This is a genomic window from Streptomyces sp. G45, assembly GCF_049542095.1.
In the GTDB taxonomy this organism is placed as follows: domain Bacteria; phylum Actinomycetota; class Actinomycetes; order Streptomycetales; family Streptomycetaceae; genus Streptomyces.
Map to the genome: position 1 here is coordinate 4,482,869 of NZ_JBMUZU010000001.1, position 14,541 is coordinate 4,497,409.

Annotated in this window: 12 protein-coding genes; 8 read left to right on the forward strand and 4 right to left on the reverse strand. The window is 73.8% G+C overall.

Features of this window, described 5'->3' with window-relative positions; translation table 11 throughout:
• Nucleotides 1-227: 227 nt before the first annotated feature.
• Nucleotides 228-1,769, reverse strand: coding sequence for an MFS transporter (locus ACOBQU_RS18585; RefSeq protein ID WP_423628409.1), 1,542 nt, complete (start codon nt 1,767-1,769; stop codon nt 228-230).
• Between the two features lie 175 nt (nt 1,770-1,944).
• Between ACOBQU_RS18585 and ACOBQU_RS18590 the strand changes: the two genes are divergently transcribed.
• Together ACOBQU_RS18590 and ACOBQU_RS18595 are read left to right on the forward strand one after the other, a co-directional pair.
• Entirely contained in the window at nt 1,945-2,676 is a 732-nt protein-coding gene (locus ACOBQU_RS18590; protein ID WP_423628411.1) for a TetR/AcrR family transcriptional regulator, read from the forward strand.
• A gap of 75 nt (nt 2,677-2,751) precedes the next feature.
• Nucleotides 2,752-3,168 (forward strand): DUF7144 family membrane protein, encoded by a 417-nt coding sequence (locus ACOBQU_RS18595; protein ID WP_423628413.1) that lies wholly within the window; start codon nt 2,752-2,754, stop codon nt 3,166-3,168.
• 292 nt (nt 3,169-3,460) lie between these two features.
• On the opposite strand, the gene ACOBQU_RS18600 is transcribed toward ACOBQU_RS18595, so the two are convergent.
• Nucleotides 3,461-3,838, reverse strand: coding sequence for a hypothetical protein (locus ACOBQU_RS18600; RefSeq protein WP_423628415.1), 378 nt, complete (start codon nt 3,836-3,838; stop codon nt 3,461-3,463).
• A 221-nt stretch (nt 3,839-4,059) separates the two neighbouring features.
• Here ACOBQU_RS18600 and ACOBQU_RS18605 point away from each other — a divergent pair, with 221 nt between their 5' ends.
• From ACOBQU_RS18605 to ACOBQU_RS18625, 5 genes are all read left to right on the forward strand, one after another.
• Nucleotides 4,060-5,127, forward strand: coding sequence for an ATP-binding cassette domain-containing protein (locus tag ACOBQU_RS18605; RefSeq protein WP_423628417.1), 1,068 nt, complete (start codon nt 4,060-4,062; stop codon nt 5,125-5,127).
• On the forward strand, nt 5,124-5,969 hold the full coding sequence (locus ACOBQU_RS18610; RefSeq protein WP_423628418.1) for an ABC transporter permease: 846 nt from the start codon (nt 5,124-5,126) through the stop codon (nt 5,967-5,969). Before ACOBQU_RS18605 ends, ACOBQU_RS18610 begins: the two co-directional genes overlap by 4 nt.
• Nucleotides 5,970-6,070: 101 nt before the next feature.
• A complete protein-coding gene (locus tag ACOBQU_RS18615) occupies nt 6,071-6,979 on the forward strand; it encodes a hypothetical protein (protein ID WP_423628420.1) in 909 nt (302 codons plus the stop codon).
• A 35-nt stretch (nt 6,980-7,014) separates the two neighbouring features.
• The gene (locus ACOBQU_RS18620) at nt 7,015-8,046 is read left to right on the forward strand and encodes an endonuclease/exonuclease/phosphatase family protein (protein WP_423628422.1); all 1,032 of its coding nucleotides are present in this window, start codon (nt 7,015-7,017) and stop codon (nt 8,044-8,046) included.
• Between the two features lie 152 nt (nt 8,047-8,198).
• Nucleotides 8,199-10,097, forward strand: coding sequence for an FUSC family protein (locus tag ACOBQU_RS18625; RefSeq protein WP_423628423.1), 1,899 nt, complete (start codon nt 8,199-8,201; stop codon nt 10,095-10,097).
• A 100-nt stretch (nt 10,098-10,197) separates the two neighbouring features.
• Here the strand turns inward: ACOBQU_RS18625 and snpA are convergent, their stop codons facing one another.
• Nucleotides 10,198-10,866 carry a snapalysin gene (gene snpA / locus ACOBQU_RS18630; protein WP_423628424.1) on the reverse strand — a complete coding sequence of 223 codons (669 nt, stop codon included), beginning with the start codon at nt 10,864-10,866 and terminating at the stop codon, nt 10,198-10,200.
• A gap of 209 nt (nt 10,867-11,075) precedes the next feature.
• Here snpA and ACOBQU_RS18635 point away from each other — a divergent pair, with 209 nt between their 5' ends.
• Entirely contained in the window at nt 11,076-12,128 is a 1,053-nt protein-coding gene (locus ACOBQU_RS18635) for a LysR family transcriptional regulator (RefSeq protein ID WP_423628426.1), read from the forward strand.
• A gap of 99 nt (nt 12,129-12,227) precedes the next feature.
• Here ACOBQU_RS18635 and ACOBQU_RS18640 read toward each other — a convergent pair whose 3' ends face one another.
• Nucleotides 12,228-14,339, reverse strand: coding sequence for a PhoX family protein (locus tag ACOBQU_RS18640; protein WP_423628428.1), 2,112 nt, complete (start codon nt 14,337-14,339; stop codon nt 12,228-12,230).
• Between the last annotated feature and the right edge of the window lie 202 nt (nt 14,340-14,541).

The window sequence follows — 14,541 nt, forward strand, 5'->3', positions numbered from 1 at the left end:
AACGCCGGACGGGCTGGATGGGTCGCGCTGCGCGGCTCGTGCTCGGGCGCCGGGCGGGCCAAGAACAGACCACCCGCCCCGGAGGGGGCGGGTGGGCGGGGAACATCCGCCGCGAAGCGGCGGATCACGGAGGGCCGAAGACGGCGAGGACGACAGATCCAGCCCGTCCGGCGTTTGAGGACGAGGCGCGGAGCGCCGATACGGGGTGCCAGGGCCACCCCGCAGGGTCAGCCGCGCGGCGGCCGGGGGCGCATCAAGTAGAGGGAGAGGGCCGCGGCGACGAGGACACCCACGGCGCCGACGACGAAGCTCGCGGACATCGCGTCCGTGAAGGCGTCCCGGGCCGCGTCGAGCAGCCCCGCGTCCCCGGTGCGGCCCGCCTCAGCGAACGCCTCGACGATGGACTCCCCGGCCTTGCCGGGAGCGTCGTCCGGCATGGCACTCCCGTACGTACTGGACAGGATCGACCCGAGGACGGCGACGCCGAGCGCGGCACCGGCCTGCTGGACGGTGTCGTTGAGGGCCGAGCCCACGCCCGCGTGCTCGGCGGGCACCGCGCCCATGAGGGCGGCCTGCGCGGCGGGCATCGCGAGGCCGCCGCCCATGCCCATGAGGACCATGGCGAGGGTGACGACGCCGAAACCGTCGCCGCGCTCCAGGGTGGTGAGGGTGAAGAACCCGGCGGCGATGACGGTGAGGCCCACGGCCACCATGAGGCGGTTGCCGAGCTTCTGGCCGAGGGTCGCGCCGAGGGTGTTGAAGACCAGGGAGGCGACGGCGAGCGGGGCGAAGGCCCAGCCGGTGTCGGTGGGCGTGTAGTCCAGGACGAACTGGAGGTACTGGGTGAGGACCAGCATCAGGCCGCCGTTGGCGAAGGTCAGCAGGACGATGGAGAAGCTGGCGCCGGTGAACACCCGGTTGCGGAACAGGGACAGCGGCACCATCGGCGACGCCACCCGCACCTCCCAGAAGCCGAAGCCGACCAGCGCGCACACCGCCCAGATCGCCGCGGCGTACACCTTCGGGTCGTCGAAGCCCTCCTTCGGCCACTCGGTGATCGTCCACACCAGCGCGACCATGCCGACGACCGAGAGGACCATCCCGAACGGGTCGGCCTTGCGCCAGGGCCCCCGGGACTCCGGCATCAGCACGAGCGCGGCGACGATGGCGAGGCCCGCGATGGGCACGTTGATGAGGAAGACCGAACCCCACCAGAAGTGATCGAGCAGCGCCCCGCCCAGGACCGGGCCGCCGACCAGGCCGACCATCGCCACCGCGCTCCACGCCGCGATCGCCTTGGGCCGCTCGTCCTCGTCGAAGACGGTGATGAGGATCGACAGGGTGCTCGGCATGACCAGGGCGCCGCCGACGCCCATCAGGACGCGGCCCGCGATCAGCTGCTCGGGGCTGTCCGCGACGGTCGCGAGGAGGGAGGCCGCGCCGAAGACCACCAGGCCGATCAGCATCACCCGGCGGCGCCCGAAGCGGTCCGACAGCGAGCCGGAGGTGAGCAGCAGCCCCGCGAAGACCAGCATGTACGAGTCGAGGATCCACTGGAGGTCCGAGGCGCTCGCGTCCAGGTCCCGCGCGATGGGCGGCACCGCCACCGTCAGGACCATGTTGTCCACGACCAGGACCAGCGTGCTCAGGCAGAGCACCACCAGGATCAGCCAGCGCCGGGGGTTGCGCGCCACCTCCTCGCCCCCGCCGACCGGGCCCACCGGGCCCGCCGGGTCCACTGACGTCGTTCCCGTACCGCCGCCGTCCATCGCCGGACCTCCCCGTCCCCGGCGCGTGCCGCAGCACCCGCCGCTCATCTCTTCGTACACTGTTCGCTGACTCCGCACACTGTACGGAGCCCGCACGCTGTTCGCAACACCCGAACGACGTGCGGATCATGGGCTAGGGTGGGCGGGAGCAGCAGAGAGAAAGGGTGGCCGCCGCATGCCCCGCACCGAGAAGCCGACCGCGATCTCCGTCTGGACCCGGCCGCAGCGCCCGCGCCGCGAGCAGCCCGCGCTCAGCCGCGACCAGATCGTCACCGAGGCGCTGGCCCTGCTCGACGCGGAGGGCATCGAGGCCCTGAGCATGCGCAAGCTCGGCACCCGCCTGAACGCGGGCGCCACCTCGCTCTACACGCACGTGTCCAACAAGGACGAGATCATCGAGCTGGCCGTGGACCGGGTGTACGGCGAGATCGAGGTGCCGAAGGCCGCCGACCGGGCGGGCTGGCGCGCCGCGACGCTGGAGTACGCGCGGAACATCCGCGCCGCGCTGCTGCGCCACCCCTGGATCGCCAACGTCCTCGGCGAGCTGGGCATGGCCCACCTCGGCCCCAACATGATGCGGCTGTCCGAGGACGTCCTCGAACTCTTCGAGACCGGCGGCTTCGACCTGGCGACCTCCGAGACCGCCCTCAAGACCATCTGGTCGTACGCCATCGGCACCGCCACCACCGAGGCCGCCTACCTGACCGCGCTCGCCCGCAGCGGGCGCACCGAGGAGGAGTGGCTGGCGCAGGTGACGCCCGCGGCGGCCGAAGCGGTGCAGCGGTATCCGCGCCTGCGGAAGGCGTACGCCGCCGGGCCCCGGGCCAACGCCCCCGAGGCGCGGGCCGACTACTTCCAGGAGGGCCTGGCCTGCCTCCTGGACGGCCTGGAGACCCGCCGGGGCTGAGCCCTCCGGTGCCGGGGCTCGCTCGAACGGGTCCCCCTGGTGGCCGTCGCCGCCCCGCCGCCGGACGCTCGGGCCATGACCTCACCACAGCGCCCCGCGCCGCCCGCGAGCCCCTGGGCCACCGGCGGCGCCCTCTTCGCCGGTGTCCTGATGCTCGTGTACGGGGTCCTCGGCGTCCTCACGGGCATCGCGGGCATCGCCAAGGACGACGTGTACGCGCGCGTCGGCGACTACGTGTACGAGTTCAACCTCACCGCCTGGGGGTGGATCCACCTCGTCCTCGGCGTGCTCGTCGCCGTGACCGGGTGGGGCATCCTCAAGGGCGCCGAGTGGGCCCGCGCCACGGGTATCGCGCTCGCCGCGGTCGCCATGGTCGCCCAGTTCCTGTGGCTGCCGTACACGCCGCTGTGGGCCCTGATCTCGCTGGCGCTCGGCGTGTTCGTCATCTGGGCCCTCTGCGTGGCGGGCGACACCCCCACCACGGACCGGTAACCCAACTCCCCCACCCACCCACCCTCCCCGGGCCTCCGCCCCGGCCCCCCATCACCGCTCCGCGGCTCGTCCTCAAACGCCGGACGGGCTGAATCCCCCCACCCCACCGCCCGAGCACGAGCACGAGCGCGCAGCGCGACGATCCAGCCCGTCCGGCGTTTGAGGACGAGCGCGCCAGCGCGATCAAGGGCGGGCGGGTGGGGAAAAGCCCGCCCGGCGATTGAGGGCAAGCGCGCCAGCGCGATGAAGGGCGGGCGGGTGGGGAGAGGGGCGCCCACCCACAGCCAGGGGGTCACTCCCGGGTGTAGAAGTGGTAGAACGCGGCGGCGAACACCCCGGCGGCGACCACCCCCGCCATCACGACGGACCGCAGCACGCTCGCGTCCGTCAGGCTGTACAGGAACCCGAAGGACACCCCGGCGAAGGCGGCCCACGCCGCGGCCCGAAGCTCCCGCGGAAGCCCCGGCGCGAGGCGCCGCACCGCGACGTACAGCGCGGCGAAGACGACGCCGGTGACGACGCCGTACAGAACGTTGGAGCCCGTGATCGGCCCCCCGTCGCGGTGGATGCCCGCGGCCCAGACGCCGTAGACGACGGCGAGCAGGACGGGCCCCGCCCACGCGTGGGAGAGGGAGCGGACGCCGGGGGTGCCGTGCGCGGTGAGTGCCATGGCGGTTCCTCTCTGTCCGGGAGGCGTCGGCCTCCTCCCAGGAAACACCCGTTCGACCCCGCCTTCCACCCGAGCGCGTGCCACCCTGAGAAGCACCGGTCGCGCACCTGTTCCCCTCTCGAACGAGCCGACCGATGAGTTTCCGTACCACGCCCGGTCTCCCCTCATGACGCACCGCTACCGAACCGCACGGAAGACCCGCAATCGGAAGGCGTAAGGACATGAGCAGCAAGCAGCCGCCACGCAGGCCAGGCCCCGACGGCCTGGCCATCGAGACCGCGGGCCTGGTCAAGACGTTCGGGGACAACCGCGCCGTGGACGGCGTCGACCTGGCCATCCCCTCCGGCACGGTCTACGGCCTGCTCGGGCCGAACGGCGCGGGCAAGACGACGACGGTGAAGATGCTCGCCACGCTGCTGCGCCCGGACGGCGGCGAGGCCCGCGTCTTCGGCCGCGACGTGGTCCGCGAGGCCGACGCCGTCCGCTCCATGGTCAGCCTCACCGGGCAGTACGCCTCGGTCGACGAGGACCTCACGGGCACGGAGAACCTGGTCCTGCTGGGCCGCCTCACCGGCCACGCCAAGAAGGCGGCGTACGCGCGGGCCGAGCAGCTGCTCGCCGCCTTCGGGCTCAGCGAGGCCGCCGGACGCCAGGTGAAGAACTACTCGGGCGGCATGCGGCGCCGCATCGACATCGCCGCCTCCATCCTGAACACGCCCGACCTGCTCTTCCTCGACGAGCCGACCACCGGCCTCGACCCGCGCAGCCGCAACCAGGTGTGGGACATCGTCCGCGCGGTCGTCGCGCAGGGCACGACGGTGCTGCTGACCACGCAGTATCTGGACGAGGCCGACCAGCTCGCGGCCCGTATCGCCGTCATCGACCAGGGCAGGGTCATCGCCGAGGGCACCAAGGGCGAGCTGAAGGCGTCGGTCGGCGCGGGCTCCGTCCACGTCCGGCTGCGCCACGCGCACCAGCGCCAGGAGGCCGCCGACCTGCTCGGCCGCGCCCTCGACGCGGCGGTGCAGCTGGAGCCGGACCCGGTCGCGCTCACCGCCCGCGTCGGCGACGGCTCGGCCCGCGCCGAGGAGGCCGCCGCCGAGAAGGCGTCCCGCGCGCTCGCCGAACTGGCCCGCGCGGGCATCACCGTCGACAACTTCTCGCTCGGCCAGCCCAGCCTGGACGAGGTCTTCCTCGCCCTCACCGGAAAGCCGGTGCCCGACCAGGGCCCCGTCCCGCAGGACCCGAAGGACCCGCAGGTACGCAAGGAAGCCGAGGCCCACGCATGAGCACCGCGACCAGCACCGAGGCCCAGGACCTCGCGCCCGTCCGCACCGACTCCCTCGCCGAGCTGCTCATCGCCCGGGACCGCCCGCGGCGCCCCAGCGCGCTCTCCGCGTCCCTGACCTTCGGCTGGCGCGCCGTACTGAAGATCAAGCACGTGCCGGAGCAGCTCTTCGACGTCACCGCGTTCCCGGTCATGATGGTGCTGATGTACACGTACCTCTTCGGAGGGGCGCTCGCCGGGTCGCCGCGCGAGTACATCCAGTACCTGCTCCCCGGCATCCTCGTGATGTCCGTCGTCATGATCACGATGTACACGGGCGTCTCGGTCAACACCGACATCGAGAAGGGCGTCTTCGACCGCTTCCGCTCGCTGCCCATCTGGCGGCCGTCCACCATGGTCGGATACCTCCTCGGCGACGCCCTGCGGTACGCCATGGCGTCCGTGGTGATGCTGAGCGTCGGCCTCATCATGGGCTTCCGGCCGGACAGCGCCGTCGGCGTGCTGCTCGGCGTGGTCCTGCTGATCGTGTTCTCGTTCGCCTTCTCCTGGGTGTGGACGATGTTCGGGCTGCTGCTGCGCACGGAGAAGTCCGTGATGGGCGTCAGCATGATGGTGCTGTTCCCGCTGACGTTCCTCAGCGACATCTTCGTGAAGCCTCAGACCATGCCGGGCTGGCTCCAGGCGTTCGTCAACAACAACCCGATCACCCACCTCGCCTCCGCCGTCCGCGGCCTCATGGACGGCGACTGGCCCAGCGCCGAGATCGCCTGGAGCCTCGGCTGGGCGGCGCTGCTCGTGGCCGTCTTCGGACCGGTGACGATGCGGCTGTACAACCGCAAGTGACGCCGGGGCCGAGGCCGCTGCCGACGCCGGTGGTGATGCCTGTGCTCCATATGCAGTGACCCCGGTGGCGCCCCGCGCGGCCGGGGCCTTGCCTGGATGGCGTGCCCGTGCCCCCGCCGCCCCCGCGGCCCCGGCTGCCGCCGCGCCCGCGCGCCGCCCTCGCGGCCGCGCTGCTCGCCCTCGCCTGCCTGCTGGTGCCGTTCGGCGCGGTCGCCACCTGGGCCCGGTACGAGATCGAGGACACCGACCGGTACGTGGCCACGATGGCGCCGCTCGCCTCGGACGCGGCGGTGCGCGCCGCCGTCGCCGACGCCGTCACCGACTCCGTGACCAAGGAGATCGACGCCGGTCCGCTCCAGTCCGCCGTCGAGTCGTTCGTCCGCGACGCCGTACGGTCCTTCACCGGCACCGCCGCCTACCGCGCCGCCTGGGACACCGCCAACCGCGCCGCCCACGCCGCCGTGCGCGACGCCCTGGAGAGCGGCGCCGACAACGCCGTCACCCTCGACCTCGCGCCCATCACCAAGCAGGTCAAGCGGCAACTCGACGCCGACGGCGTGCCGTTCGCCGACCGCATCCCCGTACGCCACACCAGGATCACCGTGATGAGGGCCGAGGACCTCGGCGACTTCCGGAAGGGGTTCCGCATGCTCCAGGTCGCCGGACTGTGGCTGCCCGTCGCCGCGGTGGTCCTCGCCGCGGGCGGCATCCTCCTCGCCGTGCGCCGCCGCCGCGCCGTCGCCGCGACCGCGCTCGGCACCGCCCTCGGCGCGGCCCTGCTCGCCGCCGCCGTCGCCGTCGGCCGCGCCCTCACCCTCGACGACCTGCCGCCGCACGTGTCCCGCGCCGCCGCGGCCGCCGTCTACGACGCGCTCACCGCGACACTGCGCACCACGGCGTGGGTGCTGCTGGGGGTGGGGCTCGCGGTGGCCGCGGGAACCTGGGCGTGGGGGCGGTGGGGGCGGCGGCCCGTCGGCGGGAAACCTTCCGTCACGCCCCGTCGTCTGTAAGGGAGGACAGTGCGCCGTCGACGAAAGGCCGCCCCTTGGAGCACGTGACGGCACCGCCCGGCGCGCCCGCGCCCGACGCGGGCGCCCACGCGGACGAGGCGGTGCGGGCCCGGCGGCCCCGGCGGCAGCGCGTCGCCGCCTGGACCGGCGGGGTGCTGCTGCTCGGCGTCAGCGCCGTCCTCGGCTGCCGGGCCGCCGACACCGACGCGGTCACGCCCGTGCCGCAGGCCCTCGCCTTCCTGCCGTGGCTGCTCGCGCCCGCCGTCGCCGCGCTGCTCCTCGCCGCGTACGGGCGCTGGCGCACCGGCCTGGTGTGGTCGGTGGCCGCGCTCGCCCTGCTCGCCTGGTACATGGAGCCCTACGGCAAGGTCGCCGACCCCGACGGGCCGCCCCTCGCCGAACTGCGGGTGCTCACCGCCAACGTCGAGTTCGGGCGCGGCACGGCGGGCCTGGTCGACGCCGTGCGCGAGCACCGGCCCGACCTGGTCTTCGTGCCCGAGTGCGACCGCGGGTGCGCGGCGCGGCTGCGGGCGGAGCTGCCCCGGTCCGCCTACCCCTACCGGGTCGCCGCCGACGGCGACGGCGCCGACGGGTCCGTCATCCTCTCCACCGTGCCGCTGAAGCCCGCCACCGGGGTGCGGGGCACCCTCGGGATGCCCGGCGCCGTCGCCGACGTCAAGGGGGTGCCCGTGCGGGTGCAGCTCGCCCACCCCATGCCGCCCACGCCCGGGGGCGTCGCGCGGTGGCGGCGCGAGCTGGGGGCGCTGCGGGACTTCGCCGCCGACGGGGACGGGCGGGCCACGATCCTCGCCGGGGACTTCAACGCCACGCAGGACCACGCGGCGTTCCGGGGCGTCCTCGACGCGGGGCTGCGGGACGCCGCCCGGCAGGCCGGGGCCGCCCGCACCCCCACCTGGCCCTCGCTGCTGCCCCGCCCCTTCGGCACGCAGATCGACCACGTCCTCACCACGCCGGACTTCGCCGCGCGCGACGCCCGCGTCCTGGACGTCCCCCACACCGACCACCGCGCGCTCCTGGTGACCCTGACCCTCCACCGCGCGCCGTGACCCTCGCGGTGCGCCCCAGACCCGCCCCTTCACCGAAACCAGGGGCCGCCGCCCCTGGCACCCCGCCTCATCGCCGCTCCGCGGCTCGTCCTCAAACGCCGGACGGGCTTTTTCTCCCCGGCGTCAGCGCAGGTCAGGGACATAATGGCGGCATGCCAGCCCCGCCGATCCCCTGGGCCCCGGTCACGCGTGCGGCCGTGGCGATGTCCCTCCCCCTGGCCGTCGGCACCGCCGCGGGCCACCCCGCGTACGGCGCCCTCGCCAGCATGGGCGCGCTGTCCGGCGTCATCGGCGACACCGCCGACGCCTACCGCATGCGCGTCCTGAACATCGCCGTGCCCCAGCTGTTCGGCGCGCTCGGCGTGACCCTGGGCGCCCTGGTCTTCGGCCACGGCTGGGTCGCGGTCGGCGCGGTCACGCTGGTCGCGCTGGTGTCCGGGATGATGTCGACGATCGGCGCCGTCGCCTCCGTATCCGGTCTGCTGCTCCTGCTGAACGCGGTGATCGGCGCGGGCCTGCCGATGCCCGGCGCCTGGTGGCTCGCGCCCGCCCTGATGACCAGCGGCGGACTGCTCGTGCTGGTCCTCGCGCTGCTCGCCTGGCCCCTGCGGTCGGGGGTGCCCGAACGCGCGGCCGTCGCCGCCACCTACCGGAGCGTCGCCGCGCTCCTGGACAGCGCCGGAGGCGACGACGACGCGTACGACACGGCCCGCGCCGCCGTCACCGCCTCCCTCAACCAGGCCTACGACCTGGTCCTGGCCCGCCGCACCCGCGACCACGGCCGCAGCCCCGACCTGGTGCGGCTCGTCGCCGAGCTGAACGCCGTCACCCCGGTCGTCGAGGCCGCGCCCGCCGCCCACCGCTACGGCGAGAAGCTGCCGCCCGAACTCGCGGCGGCCGTACGGGCCCTGGCCGACGCCATCGAGCGCGGGCCCGGCACCCCGCCCGACGGCCTCGCCCTGCCCGGCGAACCGACGACGCCGCACGGACCGGCCGCCCGCGCCGTGCACCAGGCGCTGCGGCACGCCGCCGACACCCTCGCCGACCCCGACCCGCTCGGCGCCATCGGCGCCGACGACCGGCTCGGCCGCCCCGCCGCCCTCGGTGTGCGCGCCCGCCGCGCCGCCCGCAACGTCGTCCTGTCCGGCGCCTCCTGGCGCTACGGCCTGCGCCTGGCCCTGTGCGTCGGCGTCGCGCAGGCCCTGGTGTCCCTCATCGACGTGCCCCGCTCGTACTGGGTGGCGCTCACCGTCACCTTCGTCCTCAAACCGGACTTCGGCTCGGTGTTCTCGCGCGCCGTGCTGCGCGCCGTCGGCACGGCGGCCGGGCTCCTCGTCGCCGCGCCCGTCCTCGCGTCGGTGGAGCGCGGCTGGTGGGACGTGCCGGTGGTGCTCGTCCTCGCCACGCTGGTGCCCGCGCTCACCCCGCGCGGCTACGGCTACCAGACGGCCGCCATCACCCCGGTGATCCTGCTGCTGTCCGACGTCCTCAACCACCAGGGCTTCGGCCTCGTCCTGCCCCGGCTCCTCGACAGCCTCATCGGCTGCGGCATCGCGCTCGTCGCGGGCTATCTGCTGTGGCCGGAGAGCTGGCACACCCGCGTCGGCGACCGGCTCGCCGACGCCGTCGCCGACACGGCGGCGTACGTGGACTGCGCGTTCGGCGCCACCGGCGACCCGGCGGCACGGGCCCGCATGCGGCGCCGCCTCTACCGCGACCTGTCCGACATCCGTACGGAGTTCCAGCGGGCGCTCAGCGAACCGCCGCCGGTGGGGGCGCGGGCCGCCGCGTGGTGGCCGGTGGTGGTGGCCGTCGAGCGGATCGTCGACGCGACGACGGCGGCACGGGTCCGGGTACGACACGGCGCCCCCGAACCGGGGGGCGCCGAGGTCGAGGAGGTGTCCCAGCAGCTGCGCGAACTGGCCGCCGGGCTCCAGGAGGTGGAGGCCCTGGTGCCCGTGCCCGTCGAGTTCACCGGGCCCGAGGACAGCGTCCTCGAACCCCTCCGCCAGGAAGTGGCCGCGGCCCGAGCCATCGCGACCCCGCGCTGAACCTCAAACGCCGGAGGGGCTGAACCCTGGCAGGATCCAGCCCGTCCGGCGTTTGAGGACGAGGCGCGAAGCGCCGATCGAACCGTGCTGCCGGGCGCCCTCAGCCCTTGGCCTCGACCTGCTTCATCGCGCTGGCAAGACCGTTGGCCCAGAGCTGGTTCACCCGCGCCCGCTCCTGCGCGTTCGGCTGCGCGTTCTGGCAGGACGGGCCGGGGCCGCCGCCGGACATCAGCTCGGAGCACGGCCCCGAGTAGTGGTCCGGCAGACCGAGCACGTGCCCGGTCTCGTGCGCGGTCACCCGCGTGGAGTTGTACTGCTGGTTCTGCCGGTAGTCCAGGAAGATGTAGCCACGGCCGTGCCCGTCGGTGCTGGCGTACGAGCCGCGCGGGTCGTTGCCCTCGCGGTACGAGAAGCTGGCACCGGTGGTGCCCTCACGCAGCTGGACGTTGGTGACGGCCGCGTTCCATATGGAGGTGGACGCGGCGATCTGCTGCCGGAAGGACGGGGCGCGCGACGCGTTGTACGTCACGGTGACGACCCGCGCGCCGGGGTTCGCGGCCCGCTTCTCGGCGACCGCCTTCACGACGGCCTCGAAGAACGCCTTGTTCGCGGCGGCCTCCTCGGCGGACCCGGCGTACCGGGCGACCGACGAGGGCGTCGACGCGGCGGAGTCGGACGACGACGGGGCCGCCGTCGCGACGGAGGACGTGCCGAGCGCGGCGACCGCGAGCCCGAGCGCGGCGGCGACGGACACATAACGCTTGTGCATGTGGGGGGCTCCCTACTCGTTCGGTGAAAGGTGAACGTTTCGGTATCCGTGAGTGTCGGGGAGCGAAGCCGCCAGCGGATGATGGCAGGTGGCGATAGGGCCGGGCTATCACGGCCCTTCCGGACAGCGAACGAATCGGCCAACTCGTACGATTCCATAGGAGTTTGGGTGGCTGGTGTGTCGCCGCAACCCGCAATACGCTCACGGCCATGGAAATCGAGGTCAGGCACCTGCGCGCCCTGTGCGCCATCGCCGACACCGGCAGTCTGCACAAGGCCGCGCGGCAACTCGGCATGAGCCAGCCCTCGTTGACCACCCAGCTGCGCCGCATCGAGCACGCCATCGGTGGCCGACTCTTCGCCCGCGAGCGGACCGGATGTCGCCCCACCCCCCTCGGCCGCACCGTCCTGGCCCGCGCCCGGCCCCTCGTCGTGGAGATGCGCGCCCTGGTCACGGAGGCCCGCGCGGCCGCCGCCCACGCGCCCGACGGCCCGCCCCGGCTGCGCATCGGGTCCACGGCGAGCCGTGCGATACCGGGCTGGCTGCGCCGCCTGCGCGTCCGCAGACCCGGCACGGAGACGTCCCTCCAGATGGACGTCTCCGCGAACGCGCTCCTGACGATGGTCGCCGAGGGGCAGCTCGACGTCGCCTTCGTGCACGAGGTGGAGGGCAGCCCGCTCCGCTTCCCGGAGGGCCTGCGGCGCCGGGTGCTGGTGGACCGCGAGCCGCAGTTCGTGTCCCTGGCCGCCGACCACCCGGCCGCCCGCTCCCCCGTGGTCCGTCTCGCCGACCTGGCCGACGACCGGTGGATGGTCGACCCCACCGTCGACGGCGAATGGGACGGCCTGCACCGGGTGCTGACCGCCGCGGGCCTCAACCCCCGCGTACTGCACGGCGACTACCTCACCGCCGCCACGCTCGTCGCCACCGGCGAGGCCGTCACCGTGTGCCAGCCGACGTCCGTGGCGAGACCCGACATGGCGGTCAGACCCCTGCACGGCGATCCGCTGGGCGTCCGCCTCTACGTCGCGGCCCGCACGGACGCGGAGCTGGAGGGCGTGTACGACGACCTGGAGGCCGCGTACTGGGAGGCCGCCGCGGAGTCCCCCGCGTACCAGGACTGGCTCCTCGGCCACCGCGGCACGGGCCCCGCACCACCCCCCGGCGCACAGAGACCCCCGGCGCCCCCGGCCCCCACCGAAGCCGCCCCCAGCTCCCCGGCCTCCCCGCTCTCCCCGTATCTCAGCCCGTCCGGCGTTTGAGGACGAGCCGCGCAGCGGCGAAAGGGGGGGTGCTAGGGGGCGCAGCCCCCTAGTTTCGGGAAGGGGCGGGCCAGGGGCGCCCCCGCGAGGAGAGCCTCGCTACACGCCGATGTCGTCACCGTTCGCGCGCCACACCGCCACGACCGCCGGACGCACGATCCGCCCAGGGCCATCCGGCCAGACACTCGCGGGCTTCTCGACCGACGCCCCGTCGACCTCGCCCGGGTGCTGTACGGCGACGAGCACGCGCCGGTCCTGCACCAGCGGACCGCAGGTCTCCGCGCCCGTCGGCATCGTCAGGAACTGCTTCAGCTCACCGCGCCGCTCGCCCTTCGTGGCGACGCCGAACAGGCCGTCGTGGGAGCCGAGCTGGTTGCCGTCGGTGGAGATCCACAGGTTGCCGTGCGGGTCGAAGGCCACGTTGTCCGGGCAGGAGATCGGGCTGACCTTGTCCTTGGGGAAGCCCGCGAAGTACGTCGACGGGTCGTTCGGGTCGCCCGCGACGAGGAACAGGTTCCAGGCGAAGCGCGTGGCCTCGGGCCGGTTGCGGGACTCCGTCAGTTCGAGCACCTGGCCGTGCTTGTTGAGGTTGCGCGGGTTGGCCTCGTCGGCACCGGCCTTGCCGGGCTTGCCGCGGTCGGAGTTGTTGGTGAGGGCCACGTACACCTTGCCGGTCTGCGGCGAGGGCTCGATGTCCTCGGGGCGGTCCATCTTGGTGGCGCCGACCTTGTCACCGGCGAGGCGCGTGAAGACGTACACCTCGTCGGCGGTCATGCCCTCCACGTGCGAGACGGCCTTGCCGCCCGCGTACGCGGTGGCCAGCGGGATCCACTCGCCGCTGCCGTCGAACTCGCCGTCGCTGGGCAGCTTGCCCGTGCCGTCGATCTCCGTGGCCGGGGAGTCGCCGGTGAACTTGGCGACGTACAGGGTGCCCTCGTCGAGGAGGGTGAGGTTGTGCTCGCGGGCCCAGCGGGAGTTCCCCTTGGCCATGCGCTTGCTGCTCACGAACTTGTAGACGTAGTCGAAGCGCTCGTCGTCGCCCATGTACACGACCGGGCGGCCGTCGCGGGTCAGGCGCGGCTGGGCGCCCTCGTGCTTGAAGCGGCCGAGCGCGGTGCGCTTGCGCGGCACGGAGTCCGGGTCGTACGGGTCGAGTTCGACGACCCAGCCGAAGCGGTGGGGCTCGTTGGGCTCCTTGGTCAGGTCGAAGCGGTCGTCGAACCGCTCCCACTTGCGCTCGGACTCGCCGCCCGCGACGCCGTAGCGCTTCAGGCGGGCGGCCTGGACGGGGTCGGTGACCTTGTCGGCGTGGGCGAAGTACTGGTTGAAGTTCTCCTCGCCGTGCAGCGTGGTGCCCCACGGGGTGGTGCCGCCGGAGCAGTTGTTGAGCGTGCCGAGGACGGTGACACCGCGCGGGTCGGCCTTGGTGCGGACGAATTCGCTGCGGGCGGCGGGGCCGGTGAGGTGGAACTTGCTGGTGGCCGTCAGGCGCCGGTTGAGGCGGTGGCGAGGGACGGCGCGCAGCGCGCCGGTCTTCCGCTCGCCGTCGACGACGACCACGGACAGGCCGTGCGCGGCCCAGGCGATCTCGACCTGCTCACGGGTGGGGTTCTTGGGGTCGTACCCCTTGAACATCAGGACTTCGTCCGTGTACTCGTGGTTGGCCACGAGGACCTGGCGGCCGTGCTCCTCGCTCTCGCCGCGCAGCGGCAGCAGGCTGAGGAAGTCGTTGTTGTAGCCGAACTGGCCCGCCTGGGCCTTCGCCGACTGCCTGTCCGCGTCGAAGGCGGGGGCGCCGCGCAGGATGGGCTCGCCCCAGCGGATCACCACGTTCTGGCGGTAGCCGTCGGGGATGGTGACCTTGTCGGCGGTGTTCGGCGCGACGGGCGTGAAGCGCAGGCCGCGGGCGGCCTTCTTGCCTCTGGGTTTGTACGCCGCCGGGGCCGCGCCCTCGGCCGCGGAGGCCTCACCGGCGCCGGGGCCGAGCGCCACGCCGCCCGCGGCGGACGCCGCCACCGTCACCACGGCCGTGGCGCGCATCATCGAACGGCGGCTCAGGGCACCGGCTATGACGTCGCCGACGTACTCGTTGTCGCTGGTGTTCGGCACCGGGTGGAAGCAGGCGTCGCCGCAGCGGAACCGGCACGTCATGGCCGAGCGGCCACCGGAGCCGCCCGGGTGCGAGGTGATCAGGGGCAGCAGCTTGCGCACGGGGTCCTCCAGGGGTGGCCGAATGGGAGTGCTTTGGCTTTATAAGGGCGGTGGTCGGCAGGGTGGGGGACGGTGGGTGAACGCGGGGTGAATTGCCGGGTCCCGGGCCGTGGGCGGCCCCCGGCGGGGGCCGTGGGGGCGGCGGCTACGCTTACGTGTCCCCTCTGGCCGGGACACGGGTACACGGGACACAACTCACGTG

Excerpts from the sequence above, each read along its gene's own strand:
- ACOBQU_RS18605 (WP_423628417.1), top strand. The coding sequence starts at position 4,060 with ATGAGCAGCAAGCAGCCGCCACGCAGGCCAGGCCCCGACGGCCTGGCC.
- ACOBQU_RS18595 (WP_423628413.1), top strand. The coding sequence starts at position 2,752 with ATGACCTCACCACAGCGCCCCGCGCCGCCCGCGAGCCCCTGGGCCACC.
- ACOBQU_RS18635 (WP_423628426.1), top strand. The coding sequence starts at position 11,076 with ATGGAAATCGAGGTCAGGCACCTGCGCGCCCTGTGCGCCATCGCCGAC.
- ACOBQU_RS18590 (WP_423628411.1), top strand. The coding sequence starts at position 1,945 with ATGCCCCGCACCGAGAAGCCGACCGCGATCTCCGTCTGGACCCGGCCG.
- ACOBQU_RS18625 (WP_423628423.1), top strand. The coding sequence starts at position 8,199 with ATGCCAGCCCCGCCGATCCCCTGGGCCCCGGTCACGCGTGCGGCCGTG.
- ACOBQU_RS18610 (WP_423628418.1), top strand. The coding sequence starts at position 5,124 with ATGAGCACCGCGACCAGCACCGAGGCCCAGGACCTCGCGCCCGTCCGC.
- snpA (WP_423628424.1), bottom strand. The coding sequence starts at position 10,866 with ATGCACAAGCGTTATGTGTCCGTCGCCGCCGCGCTCGGGCTCGCGGTC.
- ACOBQU_RS18600 (WP_423628415.1), bottom strand. The coding sequence starts at position 3,838 with ATGGCACTCACCGCGCACGGCACCCCCGGCGTCCGCTCCCTCTCCCAC.
- ACOBQU_RS18585 (WP_423628409.1), bottom strand. The coding sequence starts at position 1,769 with ATGGACGGCGGCGGTACGGGAACGACGTCAGTGGACCCGGCGGGCCCG.